This is a genomic window from Streptomyces sp. NBC_01006, assembly GCF_045162725.1.
Taxonomy (GTDB): Bacteria; Actinomycetota; Actinomycetes; order Streptomycetales; family Streptomycetaceae; genus Streptomyces.
Window position 1 is genome coordinate 303,210 of sequence record NZ_CP108701.1, and the last position, 19,448, is coordinate 322,657.

Annotated in this window: 22 protein-coding genes and 1 pseudogene; 11 read left to right on the forward strand and 12 right to left on the reverse strand. The window is 67.3% G+C overall.

Features of this window, described 5'->3' with window-relative positions; genetic code table 11:
- Position 1: 1 nt before the first annotated feature.
- Positions 2–1,252: an MFS transporter gene (locus OG509_RS41145; RefSeq protein ID WP_406187905.1), complete on the reverse strand. Its 1,251-nt coding sequence runs from the start codon at positions 1,250–1,252 to the stop codon at positions 2–4.
- Between the two features lie 267 nt (positions 1,253–1,519).
- On the opposite strand from OG509_RS41145, the gene OG509_RS41150 reads away from it, so the two are divergent.
- The 3 genes from OG509_RS41150 to OG509_RS41160 all read left to right on the forward strand — a co-directional run bounded on the left by OG509_RS41150 (position 1,520) and on the right by OG509_RS41160 (position 3,241).
- Positions 1,520–2,440, forward strand: a complete 921-nt coding sequence (locus tag OG509_RS41150; protein WP_331742233.1) for a recombinase family protein — start codon at positions 1,520–1,522, stop codon at positions 2,438–2,440.
- A 268-nt stretch (positions 2,441–2,708) separates the two neighbouring features.
- Positions 2,709–3,035 carry a hypothetical protein gene (locus tag OG509_RS41155; protein WP_331742236.1) on the forward strand — a complete coding sequence of 109 codons (327 nt, stop codon included), beginning with the start codon at positions 2,709–2,711 and terminating at the stop codon, positions 3,033–3,035.
- The gene (locus OG509_RS41160; RefSeq protein WP_331742240.1) at positions 3,032–3,241 is read left to right on the forward strand and encodes a hypothetical protein; all 210 of its coding nucleotides are present in this window, start codon (positions 3,032–3,034) and stop codon (positions 3,239–3,241) included. Before OG509_RS41155 ends, OG509_RS41160 begins: the two co-directional genes overlap by 4 nt.
- A gap of 10 nt (positions 3,242–3,251) precedes the next feature.
- On the opposite strand, the gene OG509_RS41165 is transcribed toward OG509_RS41160, so the two are convergent.
- Entirely contained in the window at positions 3,252–3,641 is a 390-nt protein-coding gene (locus OG509_RS41165; RefSeq protein WP_331742243.1) for a hypothetical protein, read from the reverse strand.
- Positions 3,642–4,055: 414 nt separating this feature from the next.
- Between OG509_RS41165 and OG509_RS41170 the strand changes: the two genes are divergently transcribed.
- Complete coding sequence (locus tag OG509_RS41170) at positions 4,056–5,042, forward strand: integrase (protein WP_331742246.1); 987 nt, start codon at positions 4,056–4,058, stop codon at positions 5,040–5,042.
- A 607-nt stretch (positions 5,043–5,649) separates the two neighbouring features.
- Positions 5,650–6,261 (forward strand): annotated as a pseudogene (locus OG509_RS41175) (site-specific integrase); the annotation flags it as partial.
- 140 nt (positions 6,262–6,401) lie between these two features.
- On the opposite strand, the gene OG509_RS41180 reads toward OG509_RS41175, so the two are convergent.
- From OG509_RS41180 to OG509_RS41215, 8 genes are all read right to left on the reverse strand, one after another.
- Complete coding sequence (locus OG509_RS41180; protein WP_406187906.1) at positions 6,402–6,881, reverse strand: hypothetical protein; 480 nt, start codon at positions 6,879–6,881, stop codon at positions 6,402–6,404.
- Entirely contained in the window at positions 6,869–7,291 is a 423-nt protein-coding gene (locus OG509_RS41185) for an enterotoxin A family protein (protein ID WP_331742252.1), read from the reverse strand. Before OG509_RS41185 ends, OG509_RS41180 begins: the two co-directional genes overlap by 13 nt.
- Positions 7,292–7,438: 147 nt before the next feature.
- The gene (locus tag OG509_RS41190; RefSeq protein WP_331742255.1) at positions 7,439–7,714 is read right to left on the reverse strand and encodes a hypothetical protein; all 276 of its coding nucleotides are present in this window, start codon (positions 7,712–7,714) and stop codon (positions 7,439–7,441) included.
- Positions 7,707–8,048, reverse strand: coding sequence for a hypothetical protein (locus OG509_RS41195; RefSeq protein ID WP_331742762.1), 342 nt, complete (start codon positions 8,046–8,048; stop codon positions 7,707–7,709). The genes OG509_RS41190 and OG509_RS41195 overlap by 8 nt, the downstream gene beginning before the upstream one ends.
- Positions 8,049–8,203: 155 nt before the next feature.
- Positions 8,204–9,451, reverse strand: coding sequence for a helix-turn-helix domain-containing protein (locus OG509_RS41200; RefSeq protein WP_331742258.1), 1,248 nt, complete (start codon positions 9,449–9,451; stop codon positions 8,204–8,206).
- An 885-nt stretch (positions 9,452–10,336) separates the two neighbouring features.
- Positions 10,337–10,762 carry a hypothetical protein gene (locus tag OG509_RS41205; RefSeq protein ID WP_331742261.1) on the reverse strand — a complete coding sequence of 142 codons (426 nt, stop codon included), beginning with the start codon at positions 10,760–10,762 and terminating at the stop codon, positions 10,337–10,339.
- 1,110 nt (positions 10,763–11,872) lie between these two features.
- Positions 11,873–12,103 (reverse strand): hypothetical protein, encoded by a 231-nt coding sequence (locus OG509_RS41210; protein ID WP_331738212.1) that lies wholly within the window; start codon positions 12,101–12,103, stop codon positions 11,873–11,875.
- Entirely contained in the window at positions 12,100–12,297 is a 198-nt protein-coding gene (locus tag OG509_RS41215) for a hypothetical protein (RefSeq protein WP_331738209.1), read from the reverse strand. The genes OG509_RS41210 and OG509_RS41215 overlap by 4 nt, the downstream gene beginning before the upstream one ends.
- A 156-nt stretch (positions 12,298–12,453) precedes the next feature.
- Between OG509_RS41215 and OG509_RS41220 the strand changes: the two genes are divergently transcribed.
- Positions 12,454–13,176: a GntR family transcriptional regulator gene (locus tag OG509_RS41220; protein WP_331738206.1), complete on the forward strand. Its 723-nt coding sequence runs from the start codon at positions 12,454–12,456 to the stop codon at positions 13,174–13,176.
- A 64-nt stretch (positions 13,177–13,240) separates the two neighbouring features.
- Here OG509_RS41220 and OG509_RS41225 read toward each other — a convergent pair whose 3' ends face one another.
- A complete protein-coding gene (locus OG509_RS41225) occupies positions 13,241–14,119 on the reverse strand; it encodes a GntR family transcriptional regulator (RefSeq protein WP_331738203.1) in 879 nt (292 codons plus the stop codon).
- 225 nt (positions 14,120–14,344) lie between these two features.
- Between OG509_RS41225 and OG509_RS41230 the strand changes: the two genes are divergently transcribed.
- From OG509_RS41230 to OG509_RS41250, 5 genes are all read left to right on the forward strand, one after another.
- A complete protein-coding gene (locus OG509_RS41230) occupies positions 14,345–14,680 on the forward strand; it encodes a hypothetical protein (RefSeq protein ID WP_331738200.1) in 336 nt (111 codons plus the stop codon).
- Positions 14,680–16,011, forward strand: coding sequence for an FtsK/SpoIIIE domain-containing protein (locus OG509_RS41235; protein ID WP_331738197.1), 1,332 nt, complete (start codon positions 14,680–14,682; stop codon positions 16,009–16,011). Before OG509_RS41230 ends, OG509_RS41235 begins: the two co-directional genes overlap by 1 nt.
- 169 nt (positions 16,012–16,180) lie before the next feature.
- Complete coding sequence (locus OG509_RS41240; RefSeq protein ID WP_331738194.1) at positions 16,181–17,521, forward strand: replication initiator; 1,341 nt, start codon at positions 16,181–16,183, stop codon at positions 17,519–17,521.
- Complete coding sequence (locus OG509_RS41245; protein ID WP_331738191.1) at positions 17,514–17,696, forward strand: helix-turn-helix domain-containing protein; 183 nt, start codon at positions 17,514–17,516, stop codon at positions 17,694–17,696. Before OG509_RS41240 ends, OG509_RS41245 begins: the two co-directional genes overlap by 8 nt.
- Positions 17,696–18,949, forward strand: coding sequence for a tyrosine-type recombinase/integrase (locus tag OG509_RS41250; RefSeq protein WP_331738188.1), 1,254 nt, complete (start codon positions 17,696–17,698; stop codon positions 18,947–18,949). The genes OG509_RS41245 and OG509_RS41250 overlap by 1 nt, the downstream gene beginning before the upstream one ends.
- A gap of 186 nt (positions 18,950–19,135) precedes the next feature.
- Here the strand turns inward: OG509_RS41250 and OG509_RS41255 are convergent, their stop codons facing one another.
- Positions 19,136–19,447 (reverse strand): hypothetical protein, encoded by a 312-nt coding sequence (locus OG509_RS41255; RefSeq protein ID WP_331738185.1) that lies wholly within the window; start codon positions 19,445–19,447, stop codon positions 19,136–19,138.
- Position 19,448 lies beyond the last annotated feature (1 nt).

Consider the following 19,448-nt stretch of genomic DNA (forward strand, 5'->3'; position numbering starts at 1 on the left):
GTCATCCCGTCGCTTCCGCGGCAACGCCTGGCTGCGGCCGGGTCCGCGTGCCCCAGCGGGCAAGAGATGGGCCGACAGCGCCCACTGCCGCGAAGAACACCGCCAGCAGCAGCCAGCCTTTCGTGCCGAGGCCGAGCACCACCGTGGTGAGGATCGCGGGGGCGAGAGCCTGGCCCGCGCTGAAGCCGAGACCGAGGACACCTTGGTACTGGCCCTGGGCGTGGTCGGGGGCAAGTCCGAAGCCCAGGGCGAAGCCCGCCGACGACTCCCAGACCTCTCCCAGGCTGTGGACGAAGATCGCGGTCAGGACCAGTCCTGCCGCGGCCCAGACCGGGGTGTACGCCGCCAGCGCCATCATCGGGCAGCTGACGAGGAAGAGCAGCCCCGCCGTGCGAAACGCCCGGCCGCCGTCGCGCGGGGTCTCGATACGCGAGCCGATCCTGGTCTGCATCAACACACAGAAGAGGGAGTTGACGGCGAACAGCGCGGCCACCGTCCAGCGCGGCGCCTCGGTGTGCTCGGAGATCCAGATCGGCAGGAGCAGCGAGACCACCGGGTACTGCAGTCCCATGGCCCCGTAGAGGGCGGTGAACGCCAGGAAGGGACGATCCGTGAGGACGAGCCAGCGCCGCTGTTGCGGCGGTGCTGCCAGTACCGGATAGCGGGGCAGCAGGAGCAGAAGCACCGCGCACAGGGCGAAGCTCGCCGCGTTACCGAGGATCAGCGTGACATAGGCGCCGCGTGTGTCCGCGGCCAGCGCCAGCCCCGCACCCACTGTTCCCAGGACGACGCCCAAGTTGACGAACGTCCGCAGCTTCGCCCGGAACAGGGCCGGGCGATCACCCCCGACCCGGACCACCAGAGCGCCCGACGCCGCCCCGCCGACCGCCGCGGCGACCTGGTCGACCGTCGCGATGACCGTGAGCACGGCCCAGCTCTCGACGAGGACGAGGGCCGCCATCGACACCGCCTGGACCGCGAGGGCCGACATCATGATCGTGCGCGCCCCGCGCCGGTCGGCCAGATGCCCGCCTGGTATCCCCGCGCACAGGCCGATCACTCCGGCGATGGTGAGCGCGGCGCCGACCTGCACCGCAGGCAGGCCCACGACCAACGTGAAATAGAGCGCCGACGCCGCGTTGAACAGACCATTGCCGACTCGGTTGACGAAACTGGCGGCAATCAGCACGCGCTCCGGCCTGCTGTCCCCCACTAAGCGGCCTATTCGGCCTGCCAGGCTGCCCTTGATCATGGACGGCAGGCTAACAGCGGCCGCTGATCCAGCAGCAGTCGCACCAAGATCGCGTGCTTTGGTTGCGCCACGGGACCGGACGAGGAGCGCTCCACCCCGAAGGTTCTGTCGTCAAACGATCGTTTGACGACAGGCGCCCGACGCGTCCGATGAACCCGTGCAATCCGGGGGTTCTCGGCGGCGCGAATCCAATCAGATCCGATGGTGATTGCTGGCAGGGTTTGACGACAGATAGGGTCCGATCCTCCGTATGGAAGGGACCCTTCGGTGGCGAACCTGGTCTACAAGCGAGTCTCGACCGACCAGCAGTCCACCGCCCGCCAGGACCTCGTCCTGGACGAGACCGGCATCGAGGACCCCGTCGTCTTCGAGGAGGACCCGGGCACCTCCAGCCGCCTCCACCCCTTCCAGCGCCCGAAGTTCCGCGCGCTCCTCGACTACGCACGGCCGGGCGACACCGTGCACATCTCCGAGATGTTCCGCCTCGTACGCGGCACCGGACACATCCTCGACGTCCTCCACCGCGACCGCCTCGCCCTGCGTATCCACGACGGCGCGTTCTCCGCCATGGACCTCACCGGCCGCCACCCGCGCACCGGCGAGCTGCTGTCCACAGTGAAGTTCATGGTGCAGACCCTCGCCGCCGCCGGCGAACTCCAGCGCGACCTCCAGAGCGAGCTGACCTACGACGGCCTACGCACCGCCGAGGCCAAGGGCAACAAGGGCGGACGCCGCCCCGCCGTCCCGGCCGGCAAGACCGCCGACGTGCGCACCGCGTACCTGGAGGGCCGCTCAATTGCCGCCCTCGCCCGCGACCACGGCGTCAGTCGCGGTGCCATCCGCACGGCCGTCGCCGAACTCATGCCCGACCACACCGCCATCGAGCAGGAGGCCGGCCCTGCCCCGAAGCTGCCGGTCACCCTCGACATGCCGGGCAAGGTCACCGACTTCCTCCACGCCGCCGAGCTGGAAGCCGCCGAACGGGCAGCGCTCGACCAGGGGGTGACCATGCGGCGCGGCCAGGGTTGCACCCTGCGCGTCACCGCCGCCCCCGCCGTGCACCGCAGGCTCCTCGCCCGCTGCCAGCCACTCGACGGTGCCCAGGGCGTCCCGGCGGTCCCGGCCCAGCGCCAGGCCCGCCGCGAGTACGAGAACCGGGTCAGCACCCTCGTGCCGCCCAGACCGTGATCGTTCTCACCGATAACCGCTGTACCGATTTTCCCCGAGGCCGTGTTACGCGGGAGCGAACCGAGCATGTTGATCTGCCACAGCCCATACAGCCATCCCGCGAACAGCCCGTTCGGCTGGGCGGCGTCGGCCTTGGGTCATCCCCGCAGGCGCGGAGAACAGACGGCCGCCGGGGTCACCGACTGATCGCCCGCGGGGCCATCCCCGAGGGTGCAGGGAGCACGCTACGCCGCGTCGCAGCGCAAGGCCGGGGAGGTCGTCCCCGCGGGTGCGGGGAGCAGTACGTACGGTCACAGACGGTCTTGGCCGTCTCGGGGGGCGTGTCCTCAATGACGACTCCCTGCCCCTGCGGAGCCGGGTCGCCCTTACCCTCGTTCTCCTCTATGCGCAACCCGTCAGCCTCATCGTCCGCCTTGCCGTCGATGACATCACCGACGACGGGATCACCGTCACCGTCCAACTGGGAGCGTCCCCGCTGCCGGAGCCCGTCGGCGACCTGATGCGGGCCTACATCCGGTCCCGCCAGCACCTGCCCTACGCCAGCAGCAGAAGCGCACAGTGGCTCTTCCCGGCCGTCAGCCCGGACAACCGATGAACCCGGTCAGCCTCCAGGTCCATCTGCCTGAGCTCGGCGTTCCGTCGCACCGCGGTAGGGCCTCCGCGATCCGCCAGCTCGTCCTCCAGGCCCCGGCTCCCGTCATCGCGAAGGCGCTCGGCTACCACGACAAGACCGCCACCCGTCTGGTCACCGAAGCCGGAGGAACATGGAGTCGATACGCCCCCGGCGACCACCAGCGATGAAGCGCGGTACTCAGGCTGGGTCCGCTGAGCCTCGTTTGTCCTCAACATGGACGACGTGGAGCTCGGTGCCGTCCCGGTGGCGCTTGGAACGTCCGAAAAGGCCGACACTGATCTGCGACTGATCCTGAGGCTCATAGGGGCCGACATAGGTAAGGACGTCGTTGTGATGCCCGGTGACGACCCATCCCTCGACGTCCTTGGGGTCGATCACCCCAAAGTCTCCTGCCGAAGATCCGGCATGCGCAGGGCCGAACTTCTTCAGGATCTCGGTCGCCTGTTCAGCAAGCTCCCCTTCCGGAGCGGTCAGCACGACACAAGTGCCATGCTCGAACAGCACCCACGACTTGCGAGGGTCAGCGAGAAGCCGCTGCCAGACGTCCACAAGTATCTCGGTGTCCATGGCGGCAATCATGCCGCAGAGCACTGACACAGGGTGTCGATCGACCGGCGGCTACGGCGAATACGCGACTCCTGAACATGCGGGCCTACCAGTCCCAAGGCCCCCCTACCCGTGGGTCGCGCGGCAACTCACCTCCCCCACCCTCGTATAAATTCCCTTATACAAGGGTGGTTGTCCAGGAACGATCGTCAGGGGAGAGGCTCATGACCGGGTATCAGGGGTCGACGGGAGAGATGCCGGCCGAGGAGGCCGAGGTGCTTGAGGCCGAGCTCGTCGACGACGCACTGCTGCCCGCCACCGTCCCACCCGCAGCAGCGCCTCGCCCCCTGCTCGACCGGCACACCATCCTCCACCCGGGCGCGGCGGTGCCCACCGAGGCCGACGCCCCCGACGTACACGCGCCGGGACTTCGAGGTGTCCCCGGCCACGGTGGAGCGCCTGAAGAACAAGGCCGCGCCGGCCAACACCAACCGCAACTACAGCAGCCAGCGCAGGAACTTCGCCGAATGGTGCGAGGCGATGGGCCGGATCGCGCAGCCGTGCACAACGGCGACGTACGTGGAGTGGGTCGCCGGCCTGATCGCCCGCGAGATGGCTCCGAACACGATCCGGACGTACATGTCGGGCGTCCGTACGTGGATGCCGGAGGACCAGCGGCCCGGAACCACCGAGGCCCGCGGAATGCTGGCCGAGTACCGCAAGGAATGGGGCAAGCGGAACCGTGTCCGCAGGGCCCCGGCCATCACCGAGCCGATGCTGCGCGCCATGGTCGACACCTGTGACCTGCGCACACCGGCCGGGCTGCGGGACCGGTGCGCGCTGCTGGTGGGCCGCGGCGCCCTCAACCGCCGCATCGAGCTGGCCGACCTGGACATCGACGACGTCGAGGTCGAGGACACCGGGGTCGACCTCTGGATCGCCTACTCCAAGACCGACCAAGAGGGAAAGGGAGAAAGCACGTTCATCCCGGCCGACCCGGCCGACTCTCCCCTCTACGATCCGGTGTCGGCCGTACGGGACTGGCTGAGCTGCCTCCACCGGATGGGCATCCACTGGGGCCCGCTCATACGCGCCCTCACCTCAAAGGGCCGCCTCCAGAACCGGGCGGCCGCGACCGCCCGGGGCGAATACGTGACGGGTGACGCCCTCAGCGACTGGATCCGCCACCGCGCCTACCTGGCCCGGCTGCCCGGCTGGCACCTGATCACCTCACACGGCTTGCGCCGAGGCGGCGCCCAGGAAATCGCGGACGCCGGCGGCGACCCCACCCACCAGGGCCGCTGGAAGCCCGGCTCGGCGACGGTAAAGCGCGAATACCTCGACCGCGCCCAGTCCCGCTCCAAAATCCCCTGGCACAAAGTCCAGGCCGCACGCCGCAGCGCACGGGAAGAGACACCATGAACGTGGTCGGGCGGTCGCGGGGATAGGGACCGTACCCTGAGGGCTTGCAGCGGTCGGGGCCGCCCTTGAGGAACTTCTCCCGACTCACGATCTGGTCCCCGTCGAACCCGGTGATCACCTTCCCGGCGGAAAGCGCCTCCAGATCCTTCGCTTTGAACGTCACGTGGCCGTCCAGGCGGCGCCCGTGGACGTCGCCGTACGCCACGGCCGTGTATCTGCCCGCGCTGTTCGGTTCGGTCAGCGTCTGCTCGTCGGTGGTCCAGCCCGCAGGCGGCGGAGAGAGCAACTCCATCGAGCCAGGCGAGCCCGCGTCCCACGGGCCGCTGATGCGCCAGGCGTTGAGGCTGTCAGGGGGACCGTTCTTCCACAGCAACGAGATCGTGTTGACGTCATAGTCATCGCACGGCGCGATGAGCATCTGGATACCCCCGCCTCAGTGCGCTCGACCGCCACAGTTGGCGCAGGCGCCGGACTGCACCCTGCGACACCCAATGTCAACAGCACCACACCGACGAGTACGGCAGTCTCTCGTCTACGACCTGCGTCCGTCACTCTCCATTACTTGTAGCCGCCCCACCACAGATTCGCGTCGATCTCGAACCGATTACTGTACGAACTCGCCCTCCGTACCGGCCTCCGCAAGGGCGAACTTCTTGGCCTTCAGTGGGAAGACCTCGACCTCAGTGTCGGCACTGCCAGCATCCGCCGCACACTTCAGCGCACCCAGACCGGCGGGCTGACCACCCTGCCCACCAAAACCCGCGCATCCGAACGGCGCATCGCCCTCCCCAGCGAGTGCATCCACTCGTTGAAAGAACACCGTGAAGCTCAGGAAGCAGAACGTGAGGAAGCAGCGGAGGGCTGGAAGGGCAGCAGTCTCGTCTTCGCAACGCCAGCTGGAGGGCCGATCGATCCCGCGAACCTCAATCGCCACTTCCGTGCCCTCCTCGACCGGGCCAGGCTCCGCCGCATCCGCTTCCACGACCTACGGCACTCCACCGCCACCCTGCTCCTGGAGCAAGGCGTCGAGCTCATCGTGGTCAAAGAACTCCTAGGCCACGCCCACATTGGCGTCACAGCCACCGTCTACGCCCACGTCAGGCTCCGGATCCAGCGGGACGCCATCGACCTCCTGGGCCGCACGCTCCACCACTCCACCGAGACGATAGGTCCAGATGCCAACGGCGACCTACCGTCTTGCGCACTGGCCGTCCGCTGACGTTGCCGTCAGCTACTGCCGTCAAGCGCGCGAAGCCCCGCCGGAATCGGACCCGGCGGGGCTTCTGAAATTAACCCCTGGTCAGAGCAGAGGAAAATTTGCACGGTTTATCAGCTAAAAACCTGTGGCGCCTTCAGGGTCTATTGACCATCACTCTCGGAGGCGTCGCGGCGCCGACTCTTGGAGAATTCACCAGCCAGGCGGTTTTCGAATTCTTCCCTTTGGCCCTCATCCCAATATTTGACGGACCGCCATCGCTCTTGATCGTACTCTTCATGCCATTGCCATGAAGAGACCAGAGCCCACAAGGCATTCCATGAAACGTGGACCTGCAAGCGCGCCATCGGTTGGGCTTCATTGCCCCCATCCGAAAAAGATAGAGAATGCTGAAGCGTGACGACTAGGTGATGCAGGGTAGTTCTGACGGCGCGCGCCATTTGCCGCTCGTCGGTTCCACGCTCCGCCTGGGCAAGTCGCGCAGTTCGCGCCTTGAGGAACGATTCCAGACGCGTGACATCGCCGAGAGTGATGTCACGGCCGTAGCGCAGCAGTCGCCTCTGGGCCTCTGAATCTTTCAAGTTCTTCCCCAATCGACCGGGATGGGCTGCTACCTCTGCCAAATTGGCTCATCGAAGTCGAAGTCGATCTCGCCCCACTCGTCCTTCTTCCAGACCCGAGTGACATGCTCCCACGGAATTCCGCCGTCGAAAGCTACTTCTGCCTCGTGGGCGTTCGGGTTCATGCCGCCCATTCTCGCATTGACGTCGATTCCACCTGGCGCCCCACGAATTTCGTAGACGTAACCACTCCGGCTTCCCTGGGGGAATTCGGTAGCAGTCTGATTGTGCCTAGATGTCCCGACGTAACGGCTGTGAGTATTGTTCTCTGCGTAATCCCCGAGAGTTGTGCCCGCGTCCGGGTCGTGGGGCATGAAACCACCAGCCTCTTCGACCTCAATAGGTGATCGCGAATCGCCGCGATAAACCGTATCGCAATTGTGAACGAGGACCGGAGTGGCGCCTGCCAGCACATAGTACGTGTGCTGGCCAGGGCCCTCTCACCTGTGTTTATGCAGGTGAGAGGCGGTTCAAGGTTTCGCTGGCGTCCGTGGTTGTGCGGGGAGATCCGTGGTTGTTGCCGTCGCTACTGCCGTCAACGGTGCCGACGGCGGGGGCGTTCACTGCCAGGCGCCGGGTTCGGCGCGGAGGGTGGCGCGGGTGGTGCGTTGGTAGAAGTCGTGGCCGGTCTGGGCGCAGTGCTCGGAGATCCAGCGGGTCAACTCGTCCTCGGTGTGCACCTCGCCGGAGGTGGTGCCGCAGCCGTGGTCTTCTCCGGTGACGCAGACGGCCTCGAAGGCGGGCAGGGTCATGGGGTCCACGACGGTGGTCACGTGGTACTCGCGGAAGCGGTAACGTCTGCGCGCCGGAGCCTCGGTGCTGGTGGCGTCAGGCATGGCCGGTCGCCCGTTCCTGCGGGTCCGCGATGCGCTGTCCACGCGACTCCGCCACCCGGAGCGCGTCTGTGAGGGCTTCGGTCAGCCGACAGGCGAGCCACCGGTACTCGGCGGCCGAGAGCATCTGGGCTCCGGGAGCCACGACTCCGCGGGCGTACTCCAGGAGTTCCTCGCCCATGTCGAGCTGTACCTCTTCGATGCTGTCCGCGAGTGAGGAGAGGTAGCCCCTGCCGTCGGTACTGAGGTAGCAGGGATTCCCGTCCTGAGTGGTCCATGGCAGTAACCGGGGACCGGTCACGCCTGCCGCTGCGTCGTGCAACTCCCGTCGGCGCATACGGTCCGCGTCGGTCCTGGATGTGCTCACCGTGAACCCCCACCTGGGTCGCCGAATCGAATACGGCGACCGTAGGGGCCGACTGTCTGTCACTCCATCGCCGAGGCATGCCAGTTGGCGACGCATCGTGTCGGAAGTATCGCGTTGCGTGGTAGCTATCCGGCGACGCCCAGGTAGTCGGCCATCTCTCGCATCTCCGTCGTGAGGGTGCGCTTGCGCTTGCCCAGGATCTCCTGCATGGTCTCGGCGGCCATGTTCTGGTGCCGCATCCACTCCGGGGCCGCCTCCCGGGCGCGGGTCAGTTCATCCATGGCGGCCGACAGGTCGCCTGTGCGTGTGTGGGCACGGGCCACGTCGAGGGTGAAGCGGTTCCCGTCGTTCGTGCTGGGCCTGCCCAGGCGCTTCCACGCCTTGGGTGACAACTCCTCCTGTTCGCCGGCCTTGCGCACCACGGCGCGCGCGTCGCCTACGACCATGGAGTCTTCAAGGGCCTTCATCGCCGCTGTGACAGGCCCAAAGACGGACCAGTGCCGCGAGACGTTGCGGTGCGACGTACCGACGGCGGCTGCCGCCACGCGGGCGGCCTTCCGGTATTCCTTGGCCTCGTCCGGGCGGTTGTTGCGGGCGGCTGCGGCTGCGGCCTCCATTGCCAATCCGCCCCACACCGCGTAGTGGTCCGGTTCGGCTCCGGTGATCTTCGGTTCCACGGCGTCCATGCTCTGGGTTGCGATCCGCTCCGCCTCGTCCAGCCGGCCCTGCCGCACCAGGAGCCAGCACATACCGCCGACTCCCGAGCCTGCCGCGAGCATGTCCCCGGCCCGGCGGGCATCCGCGATCGCGCCGGCCAGGGCGGTGTAGGCGATGTCGTACTGCCGGACCTGGGTGAGGTAAGTGCCGGCCAGACGCAGTGCCTCGGCGCGGGCCAGTAGGGCCTGCTGGTGCTCGTCGCCGCTGTCGTAGTAGGCAACGGCCCTTGCCGCGTCGCGCAGCAGGTCCGGCAGTTGAGCGGCGACGCTCTTGTAACTGTCGGAGAAGTACAGGACCCGTGCGTCTCCCACAGTCCGGCTGAAGGCACGCAGGTTGGGTTCTTCGCCCAGCACCTCGGCGTCTTGGTCTACGAGCCCGACAGCTGGGGTGAGCACGGCGCGAAGCTGGATCAGGTTGACCCGGTTCGGCTCCTCCATGCGGCCCACGGGTTCGGGGGCGTCGGACGCCATCAATGCGGCGGTGGTCACGCTCAGAGCGCGGGCCAGGACATGAAGGGTTTCCATGCGGACCGTTCCGCCCTGCTCGACCTTGCGTACCGTGCCAGGCGAGACGCCTGCGACGTGAGCCAGTCCTTCCTGGCTCATCCCGGACCGACGCCGGTACTTACGGACGTTGTCAGCCAGTTCCGTAGTCATCAGCTCACCACCTCCAGCGCCACGGTACGCCGGAAGGGCGTATCAACCGGGGGCTTATCCGGCAGATACCCGCCTGGAGCGGTAACTCACCGCTGTGTACGGGGTTGGGCGCCTGTGGTCGGCCGGAATCGCGCGCCGCCGGTCACCGGCAAGATCCGGGCCTGAGCGGGAGAGGTCCCTCGTCGGTCGGGCAGCTTCGCCGTACCAGGGTTCTCCGGGGGCCGCCAAGGCTCACCTCGTGACGCTTGCGCTTGGCCTTGGCGGCCCCCGGGGGTTCCTGGTACGCCTCCGGTGACCGGGCGACGAGGGACCCCTCCCGCGACCTGCGACCACTCACCACGACGAACTCGCACCTGTACTCGGGCCTCCCGTCCCTCGGAGAGAGGGCCGGGGCCTGGGGCAGAGCCCCAGAACAGTGCCTGTTGCTGGCTGTTGCGCGCCCGGGCCGGCGGGGCGGCCGGCAGCGGGGCGGAGACAGGAGCGGGCGGCGGCCCCGCCGGGCAGGGCGCGCGCGGGCCGCGTCAGCGGGCCGCGTCAGCGGGCCGCGTCAGCGGGCCGCGTCAGCGGGCCGCGTCAGCGGGCCGCGTCAGCGGGCCGCGTCAGCGGGCCGCGTCAGCGGGCCGCGTCAGCGGGCCGCGTCAGCGGGCCGCGTCAGCGGGCCGCCTTGAAGACGTAAAGAAAGTTTGGACGCGCCAACGGCCCCGGCGGTAGGCCAGGGCCGTTGGTTGGGCAGCAGATGTGATTGCTCGCCTGGCTCAGACGCCTGGGTGCGGTCCACGTCCCGTCACCCCAGGCGTGTGCAGCGCCACCAGTGTTGCCGTCAGGACTGCCGTCAAGTCATCAAACGGTGCTCCCTTCCAGCGCCTCCAGCTCGTTTGCCGAAAATCAAGAGGTAACACCACGCATGGCTCTCAGCGCATCAACAGACTGCCGAAGTGTGTCCACCAATCTGGCAGCTTGCTGCCGAACCTCATTACGGCCTTCAGGACGCGCACCGCGCGGAGACAGAAGCATTTCGAGCGGCTTCCACGCCTCAAAGACGAGACGCGTCTGCTCAAGCGCTTCCCCTGAAAGGCGCACAGCCATCTCCGCATCGCCCTGCTTGGCTTCGTGAAGCCACACTGAAAGGAGCGATTGCTCCACAACGAAGCGACCTGTCCATTCTGAGATCTTAGCTCCGATGAGTTCGGACGAAAGGATCTTGATAGCCAGATTGTTTTCGATGGAGCTGGATGGGGTTAGCAGTTCCTCAGGAGGGTCCCATTCGTCTGGAATTCCATCCAACCATCCCCAGCTCGGCGGTAGTGACACTCCGCTCCTTTCTTCACCCGTGATGTTCGAGGAGCCACTCTGTCGCGCGCTTCGTAGTCTTAGGAAGCCCTTCGATTCCGCCAGCCTCGAGTACGTTCATGCAGTAGGTTACACAGCTCTGCCTGCCGAGGCTGTACGGCGGGTAGGTACCTTCGGCGGACCGACTGAACTGCCTTTCGATGTAGGCCAAGGCACCTTGAACTCGCGGTAGCTCCACTCGCACGTTGATGGTGACGGGTGAAAGGATCGCAGGGTTGAATTCCCTAACTCCATTGGTGGCCACGTCAACCCCACCCCACTGCTCAGTGTGCAGAACTTCACCATCATGCGACTGCACGGTGATCAAGGCGTGTTGCTTCTCCGGATCCAAATGGACCGTTGCCACGCCATCACAGTTATGGACCAGGACCGGCGTCGAGCCCGCCAGCACATAGTACGTGTGCGTGCTGAGGCGCTGCCATCTGCGTTTTCGCAGGTCGGCGGAATTTGGCCAGTCCGTGGGTGTGCGTGGAAGTGCCCTGTTGTGCGCCCCTGTTGCCGTCGGCGTTGCCGTCAGACGGCTACGTACGTGAGGGCGGCGGAGTGGGCTTTGGCCGGTGTCCTGTTCGGGTTGGGGTCGGGCATGGTCAGGGGGCCGTACGCTGGCCGGCAACTCGGGCAGGCTTTGGAGCTGCCCGGAATTTGAACGAGTGGCCCCCTGGCCTTGCCCGACGCGGGCCCCGGCCCGAACAGGTGGGTAAAGCCCACGGAGCCGACCGACCCACCCACGAGCTGCGCCCCAGCCGACTCCTCGCCGCTGCCTCGCCGTCGGCCTCGCGCTCGTCGTGCGGACGCGTCCCGACTTCTCCGCGCTTCCGGCGCAATGCTGCGCTGTCTTTGCGCGGCCTGGTCGCTGGCCGGCCCGCGGTGGCGGAGCCGAGAGCGGGCCGGGTGGGCGGCCGTGCCGCGCGCGACCCGCGCCAGCGGGTCGCCTTGAAGACGTATAGAAAGTTTGGACGCATCCCGCTTTCGGCGGTACGCCGTGGCCATCGGTTGGGGCTGGTGCTGGGGATGCGGCCTCGGGCGTTGGCTTGGCTGGTGTGGCCTCGGGTGGTGCTGCCGTAGCTGCGTCTACTCGGCTCGGGTCACTTTCGCGTGGTCGGTGAAGATGCGTCTGAAGAGGTCGTGGCCGGTGCGTCCGGTGTGGCGAAGGGCCCAGTCTTGTGCGGTCTTTTGTTCGTCGTGCGGGCCGGATTCGGCGTCGCAGCCTGCGGTGACGCAGAACGCTTCGTAGGTGATGCCGCCCTCGGGGACGTGCCGGATGGTGTGGGGTACGTGCCGGTACACGGCTCGGGTGGTCACTGGTGGCCTTCGGGGTGGCGTCGCATGTAGACGTTGCAGTCGGTCACGGTCGTCATGTCGCCGACCACGCCTGCGCGGTCGCGTACGTTGGCCAGTTCGGTGCAGCCCGCACAGCCCTCGACGGGATCCGGGTCCGGCTCCAGTCGCAGCGGTAGTTCAACAGGCGCAGTCGAGTACCTGGTCGGCTCACTCATGGTGCGTCGCCACCCTTCGAACGTCACATGGCTGACCTGTTGACAGGTCGGTGCTCTAGTTCAGTATTCGAGTGGCCGAAGCACTCCCGCTACGGTTCGTAGTGCACTAGTGTGCCCTCACTGACAGCACGTCAACTCAATGGAGGGGCACTCCTTATGCCCAGTCCCAAGACGTTCACGAAGATCGCTGATCACTTCCGAGAGCGCATCCTGTCGGGCGAGCTCGCACCAGGTGCCAAGCTGCCGACCAACCGGGAGATCGCCGGACAGTGGCAGGCCGCAGCCGCCACCGTGTCCCGTGCTCTGCAAGCCCTCCAGGTCGAGAACTTCATCCGCACCACCCCCAGGGGTACGTTCGTCGCCGATGACCCGAGGTGGACCCTGTCGGCGCGGGACCGGCTGGCCAGGGTCCAGCGGGTGAAGTCGTTCCTGGCCGAGGGAGAGACGAGCCGCGTGACGGCCGCTGAGCTGATCGCCCCGCCGCTGTACGTGGCCGAGATCTTCGATCTGGAGCCCGGAGACCAGGTCGTACGGCGCGAGTGGCTGGCCGGCCGCGGCAAGACGCGGACCGTGTTCGCGGTGACCTGGTATCCGGCGCCGTTCGCCGCGTTGGTCCCCGATCTGCTGAACACCGCCCCGGGCCGCAATCACGGACTGTCCTCGCGCGTGCTCGAAGCCACCGGGCGCACGATCACCCATGCCCGTGATGACATGCACGCCCGCCCCGCCGACGCGCGCGAGGCCAGCGCGCTGGGGCTGCCCGTCGGCTCACCCATCCTGGCCGGTGCCCACAGGTGGTCGGACTCGGAAGGGATCATCGAGTACGGGGAATGGTGCCTGCCGCCCCGGTTCACCATCGGCTACGAGTACCAGCCCTGAGCCATGAACGTGGAGCGTCCCCGGAGATTCAAAACTCCCCGGGACGCTCCGTCACTTCCACACCTCAATCGGCGTTGCTGCGCTCCAGTCGCTCGACGCGTTCTTGCAACTCTTCGATCTGCTCCAGGGCTAGTTGAAGCTTGTGGGCCAGGTCCGCGAGCCCGGCTCCCGAGGGAAACTCCCGGTCTGGAACCCCCAGCTCCTCAGAGGCCTCGCCCACCGGCTGCACGGTAACGGGCAGCTCGGTCCCGAACTCGCCGCCCACAATGGCGTACGCACTCCCCTGGCGCGGCCCGCTCGTTCGGTGGACCTTCTTCACCCGGCCCTCCAGGGCGAGGAAGGTCAGGGCCTGATCTGCGGCTTCCGCGTCGCCGCCGATCATGTCGACCACTTCGTTCACGGTCACCGTTGAGCCCCTGGGCAGTGATCCGTCCCTGATCTTCCTGACGAGCCGGCCATGGATGAGCTGCGTGGCGAAGCCGTGGTCGTCCCAGTCCCGTACGTAGACGTCCTCGCCGGGTACCTCGCCCGCGTAGCGCAGGAGGAAGTTGCCCGCCAGAAGGGCGATGGCGTTGGTGACCACGTTCAGCGGCACCGAGTAGTGGTCGGCCAGGACCTCCCGGGCGGGAAGTTTGGCTCCGGGGGCCAGTGTGCCGGTGTAGATCTGCTGCTGGAGATCGCTGGCGACATCCTCGAAGGCTTCCTCGAAGTCGGCCGACCGGGTCACGAACGTGCCGCGCCCCTGGCGGGCGATGACCCAACCTTCGTTGCGCAGGAGCCGGATGGCCTTCTGCACGGTCAGGCTCGACGCCTTGTACTCCTGCATGAGCTGGCTCTGGGTCGGCAGCAGCTGGCCCGGCCGCAGCTTCTCCTCCCGGATCTGCTGCCGCAGGTCGTCCGCGATGCGCTCGAACGTCAAGCGCGCGTCGTCAACACGAGGCATGTCCACCCCTGATCCGGTTCCGAGTCCCACAGGCCGCAGGCGGGCCGTCGCCTCTGTGTTTCTCCAGCTCAGCCACCCACGGTGCCAGGGTAGCCGCCCTATGGATGGACCACTTCAGGAACGGATGGAATTCAATAGGGATGGACTTCGGATGGAATGAATGTATGGTTGCGGCATGCGATCACCCACAAGGGTGATTCACCCCCTCTCATCTGGAGGTTTGCCGTGAAGACCATGCCCATCGACCAGTCCCAGGCGCTGGAGATCCTGGCCTCCGAGCCCCGCCCGCAGTTCAAGGACCGCGAAGGCCGGGAGGCTGCCATCGACCGGGGCACCGGAGCCCAGCTGCACCAGGTGGACGTGATGTTCGCGTTCAACGGGCGCGCCGAAGTGATCACCGTGAAGGTGCCGGAGCCCGGTCTGGGTAAGGGCCTGAAGGTCGGCATGCCGGTCGTCTTCACCGGGCTCGTCGCCTCGGCCTGGGAGAACGAGATCAACGGCAAGGACCGGCACGGCATCTCGCTGCGCGCGGACGCCGTCACCGTCAAGACGGCCGCCTGATGCCGATTGCGAATGCACTCAGCACCGGGGTGCTCCTGGTCGCCTGTCTCGGTTTGCTGGGCCTGCTCGCGTGGACCGGGTTCCGCTTCGGGCGCTGGTACCGGGCCGACGGGGAGACCCGTATCAGCCTCCGTCAGGCGCGACGGATCCGGTGGGGCTGGAACCGACTGGCCCCGATGCTGGGCCTGGCGGTCAAAGACGCCACGCCCACCGTGCCCCAGCAGCTGAGCCCACAGGAGACGCCCGCGAAGCCGAGGGTGCTGGCGCCGCGCCTGCACACCCAGGCCGACCCGTTCGGCGTCACCGTCACCGCAGATGCCCTCCCGCAGGTCGGGCTGAGCGCCTGGCAGGACGCCAACGAAGGCCTGCGCGACGCGTGGGGGATGAGGCGCATCCGGATCTTCCAGCCCAAGCCTGGGGTGATCGTGGCTCGCGGCTTCCGGCGTGAACCACTGGAGGCCGTGATCCGCTCACCGCTGCTCGGACCTGACGGCTCCCCGGTCTGCCGTCCGGGGCAGTTCGTCTCCACAGATGACGTGTTGCTGGGGTGGAACGAGGACGGCACGCCCATCGTGCTCAATCTCGCCCTCTCCGCGCACGCTCTGGTCGCCGGGGTCACCCGCTCGGGCAAGTCGATCACCGTGAATACCCTGCTCGCCTACGCGTCCCTGATGCGGGACGTGCGTCTGATCGTGATCGACCCCAACCTGGGGGCCGTTGCCCCCTGGTGGCGTACCGCTTATAAGGTCTCCGACTCGATCCACCCGGATGAGCCGGCGGAGATCCTGCGCTGGGTGCGGGAAGAGATGCAGCGGCGGGAACGGCTGTTCTGGTCCGGCCGCACCGATCGCATCACCGACTTCAGCCCCGAACTGCCGCTGATCGTCTTGGCGATCGACGAGGTGGCGAACTACACCCGGCACCCGGACCGCAAGGCCCGCGAGCGCTTCGAGGCCGAACTGATGGCCATCGCCAGCCAGGGCGCCAAGTTCGGAATCCGACTGTGGCTCCTCACCCAAAAGCCGTCCGCCGACGTGCTCACCACCGCCGTACGCACCAACCTGTCCACCCGGATCTGCCACCGCGTCGACACCACGGAAGACTTCCTGCACCTCTTCCCGGACGGCCGAGAACTCGACATCACCGCCGCCGACCGGGAAATGCCGCCCGGTGTCTCGATCGCCTCCGTCGGCGACATGCGCACCCCGGCCCGGCTCCGCTCCGTCTACCTGCCCACCGAAGCCTGCTGGCAGATCAACGACCTGATGTGCGCAGACGGCCTCCAGGTCCGCGAACTCCCCGACCACATCGACCTCGGCAAGGCCGCGTGACCCGCGTCGGCCATCCACCCGAGCAGCCAAGACCGGGACCGCCCCGGTCCCATATCGCAGTGATCCCCGGCAGAGGCGTGTAGTCGCCAAACCCTCGCCCCTGCCGGGGCCTTTCCCCCCTTCATCCACGGCACACGCGTGTGCCGGAACGCAGAGAGGTCCTGCCAGCATGCCATCGCACGACCGCACCGCCACAATCCCCCGGCCCGAACCGACCACCGCCGATCTGGTGGCGCTCACCTCTTACCGGGACCTGCCGGGCCTCGTCCGGCAGCTCTCCTCCCTCGGCGGCTGCGCCCAGCCCATCCGACTCGAAGGCCACCGCACCGAGATCAACACCACCACCGGCGAGATCCTGTGGCGCCTGGACTCCGCGAAGATGCCCGCCGGGCACCTCCTGGTCCGCTGCGGCAACCGCCGCACCACCCGCTGCGCCTCCTGCGCCGAGCTCTACCGCCAGGACACCTACCAACTCATCGCCGCGGGGCTCCGCGGTGGCAAGAAGATCCCCGAGCAGGTCGCCTCCCACCCGCGGGTTTTCGCCACCCTCACTGCACCCTCGTACGGCCCGGTCCACGGCCGGCGCTCCAGCAGTTCGGCCTGCTGCCGCTGCGGGCGCACTCACGCCAAGGACGACCCGGCCCTCGGCACCCCACTCGACCCGAACCGGTACGACTACAAGGGCGCCGTCCTCTGGAACGCCCACGCACCTGCCCTGTGGGCCCGCTTCATGCTCCACTTGCGCCGCACCATCGCCGCTGTAGCCGGAATCCCTCAGCGCCTGCTCCCCAAGGTCGCCCGCGTCTCGTACGCCAAGGTCGCCGAGTACCAGCGACGTGGACTGATCCACTTCCACGCTGTGATCCGCCTCGACAGTCCCGGAGGCGGCCACACCCCGCCACCCGGGTGGGCCACGCCCGAGATGTTGGCCGATGCCGTCCACACTGCCGCCGCCCGCTCCCACGTCGACGGGCCGGAGATCGACGGCCGGACCTACTCCTTCGGCTTCGGCAAGGAGTTGGACGTCAAGATCATCCGCTCCGCCGCCTTCCAGGACGGCACCACCATCACCGAGGGCAAGGTCGCCGGGTACGTGGCGAAGTACGCCACCAAGGGTGCCGAAAGCGCGGCCGGCACCCTCGACCATCGCCTGAAGCTGATCGCCGAACTCGGCCAGGAAACCATTCCCGACCACGCGGCCCGCATGATCCGCACCGCCTGGACCCTCGGCGCCCGCCGCGACCTCGAACACCTGAAACTGCGGGCCTGGGCTCACATGCTCGGCTTCCGCGGCCACTTCTCCACCAAGACCCGCACCTACTCCACCACCCTCGGCGCACTCCGCGAGGCCCGCGCCGTCTGGCACCGCCGCCACACTCCCACACCCGAGGCAACCACTCTCGTACTCGCCCACTGGGCCTTCGACGGCACCGGCCTCACACCCGACCTCGAACGACTCGCCCGCCTCGTCGGCGGCACCCAACCCCAGGCGGTGACGGCCCGTGCGTGATGACGAACTCCTCACCGTGCCCGAAGTAATGGCCCGACTCAAGATCGGACGCTCCGCGCTCTACGACCTGATCCGCACCCGGAGCCTGGCCTCGCTGACCATCGGCCGCGCCCGCCGCGTCCCCGCCCACGCCCTGGACGACTACATCCTGCGCCATCTGGAAGAGGCGGCCTGATGACCGCTCCCCGCAAGAAGGCCCGCGCGAACGGCGAAGGCACCATCTACCAGCGCAAGGACGGCCGCTGGGAAGCCGCCGGCTACGTACTGGCCGCCGACGGCAGCCGTAAACGCGTCCGCGTCTACGGCACTACCCGCAAGGACGCCGCCGACAAACTCGCCGAGAAGATCACCGACAGCAACCGCGGCCTCCCCGTCGCGACAGCGGTCAGCACCGTGGGCGTGTACCTCGCGTACTGGCTCGGCAGCGTCGCTGTCCATCGGCTCCGCGAGAACACGCACACTCGATACGGCACCTGCATCCGCCTCTACCTGATCCCTGGGCTTGGCCGGAAGAGGCTCGCCCGACTGACCACACGGGACGTGCGGACCTTCCTCGACGGGCTCCGCACCACCTGCCAGTGCTGCGCCCAGGGGCTGGACACCGTCCGGAAACGCTGCTGCACCATCGGCCAGTGCTGCGGCAAGGTGCTGTCACCGCTGACCGTGACCTACGTGCATTCGGTCCTGAAGTCCGCTCTGGAGCACGCCGTCCGCGAGGACGAGCTGCCCCGCAACGTCGCCCGCAACGTCAAGACCACCGCACCCCGCCCGAGACGCTTCCAGCCCCTCACCGCAGCCGAGGCCCGACAGCTCCTCCATGCGGCGGGCGGCGACAGGCTACACGCGCTATACGAACTCGCCCTACGCACCGGACTCCGCAAAGGCGAACTCCTCGGACTTCACTGGGAAGACCTCGACTTTGACACAGGCGCCGCCAGCATCAGCCGATCCCTCCAGCGCACCCGCACAGGCGGCCTGACCGCACTGCCGACAAAGACCCGCGCCTCCGAACGCCGCATCGCCTTGCCCACAGGGTGCGTCCAGTCACTGAAGAGCCACCGGGAACGCCAAGAGAAGGAACGCGCGGTCCTCGGAACGGGCTGGACGGAAAGCGGCCTCGTCTTCACCACCCCAACCGGCGGCCCCCTCGACCCCGCCAACCTCACCCGCCGCTTCCGCGGCCTCCTCAACCGGGCAGGACTGCGCACCATCCGGTTCCACGACCTACGACACTCGACCGCCACCCTGCTCCTGGAACAGGGCGTCGACCTTGTCGTGATCAAGGAGCTCCTAGGCCATGCCCACATCGGCGTCACCGCCGACGTCTACGCTCACGTCCGACTCCGCCTCCAACGCCAAGCCATCAACACCCTCAGCAACGCCCTCGGTCGGCCCGACGGCTCACCTGTCCCGACAGCCGTCCGCTGACGTTGCCGTCACCGTTGCCGTCAAAGCCCCCAATGCCCATACAACAAAAACTGCTGGGAAGTGCACGGACACACTCCCCAGCAGTTTTTCTATTCCCTAGCTTCATCGACGCCAAGCCGTCAGGGAATCCGTTCAGGGGCACCCCGACACAATGTCACCACGACAGGGTGTCACTTCGAACCCATTTCAGATCCCCGCATTGCGCTCTCGTTGCCGCGCAAGCGAAGACGGGCGGGCTGAAAGGCGCAGTTCGCCTCCCGGCATAAAATCCAGTGTCACGGCGTCAAGAAGGTTACCCACTGGAGGGAAGTCTTCCGGCGTCGGATGCTGATCGCCATCACTCAACATGACGAAATCGATGAACGCCGGAACGTTTGATTCAGGATCAATGACTGAGACTTCTACGCCGAAACGACCTCGATGTCCCGTGACGACACAGCGCACTACTTGGAACTGCCGAAGCCCGCTGAGCTGCCACATCCGGTCATGATCTGCCATG

What these genes read in the sequence shown, in the direction of transcription:
- OG509_RS41215 (WP_331738209.1), bottom strand. Translation starts at nt 12,297, where the DNA reads ATGAGTGAGCCGACCAGGTACTCGACTGCGCCTGTTGAACTACCGCTG.
- OG509_RS41250 (WP_331738188.1), top strand. Translation starts at nt 17,696, where the DNA reads ATGACCGCTCCCCGCAAGAAGGCCCGCGCGAACGGCGAAGGCACCATC.
- OG509_RS41220 (WP_331738206.1), top strand. Translation starts at nt 12,454, where the DNA reads ATGCCCAGTCCCAAGACGTTCACGAAGATCGCTGATCACTTCCGAGAG.
- OG509_RS41235 (WP_331738197.1), top strand. Translation starts at nt 14,680, where the DNA reads ATGCCGATTGCGAATGCACTCAGCACCGGGGTGCTCCTGGTCGCCTGT.
- OG509_RS41240 (WP_331738194.1), top strand. Translation starts at nt 16,181, where the DNA reads ATGCCATCGCACGACCGCACCGCCACAATCCCCCGGCCCGAACCGACC.
- OG509_RS41255 (WP_331738185.1), bottom strand. Translation starts at nt 19,447, where the DNA reads ATGGCAGATCATGACCGGATGTGGCAGCTCAGCGGGCTTCGGCAGTTC.
- OG509_RS41190 (WP_331742255.1), bottom strand. Translation starts at nt 7,714, where the DNA reads ATGCCTGACGCCACCAGCACCGAGGCTCCGGCGCGCAGACGTTACCGC.
- OG509_RS41195 (WP_331742762.1), bottom strand. Translation starts at nt 8,048, where the DNA reads ATGCGCCGACGGGAGTTGCACGACGCAGCGGCAGGCGTGACCGGTCCC.
- OG509_RS41145 (WP_406187905.1), bottom strand. Translation starts at nt 1,252, where the DNA reads ATGATCAAGGGCAGCCTGGCAGGCCGAATAGGCCGCTTAGTGGGGGAC.
- OG509_RS41165 (WP_331742243.1), bottom strand. Translation starts at nt 3,641, where the DNA reads ATGGACACCGAGATACTTGTGGACGTCTGGCAGCGGCTTCTCGCTGAC.
- OG509_RS41225 (WP_331738203.1), bottom strand. Translation starts at nt 14,119, where the DNA reads ATGCCTCGTGTTGACGACGCGCGCTTGACGTTCGAGCGCATCGCGGAC.
- OG509_RS41160 (WP_331742240.1), top strand. Translation starts at nt 3,032, where the DNA reads ATGAACCCGGTCAGCCTCCAGGTCCATCTGCCTGAGCTCGGCGTTCCG.
- OG509_RS41200 (WP_331742258.1), bottom strand. Translation starts at nt 9,451, where the DNA reads ATGACTACGGAACTGGCTGACAACGTCCGTAAGTACCGGCGTCGGTCC.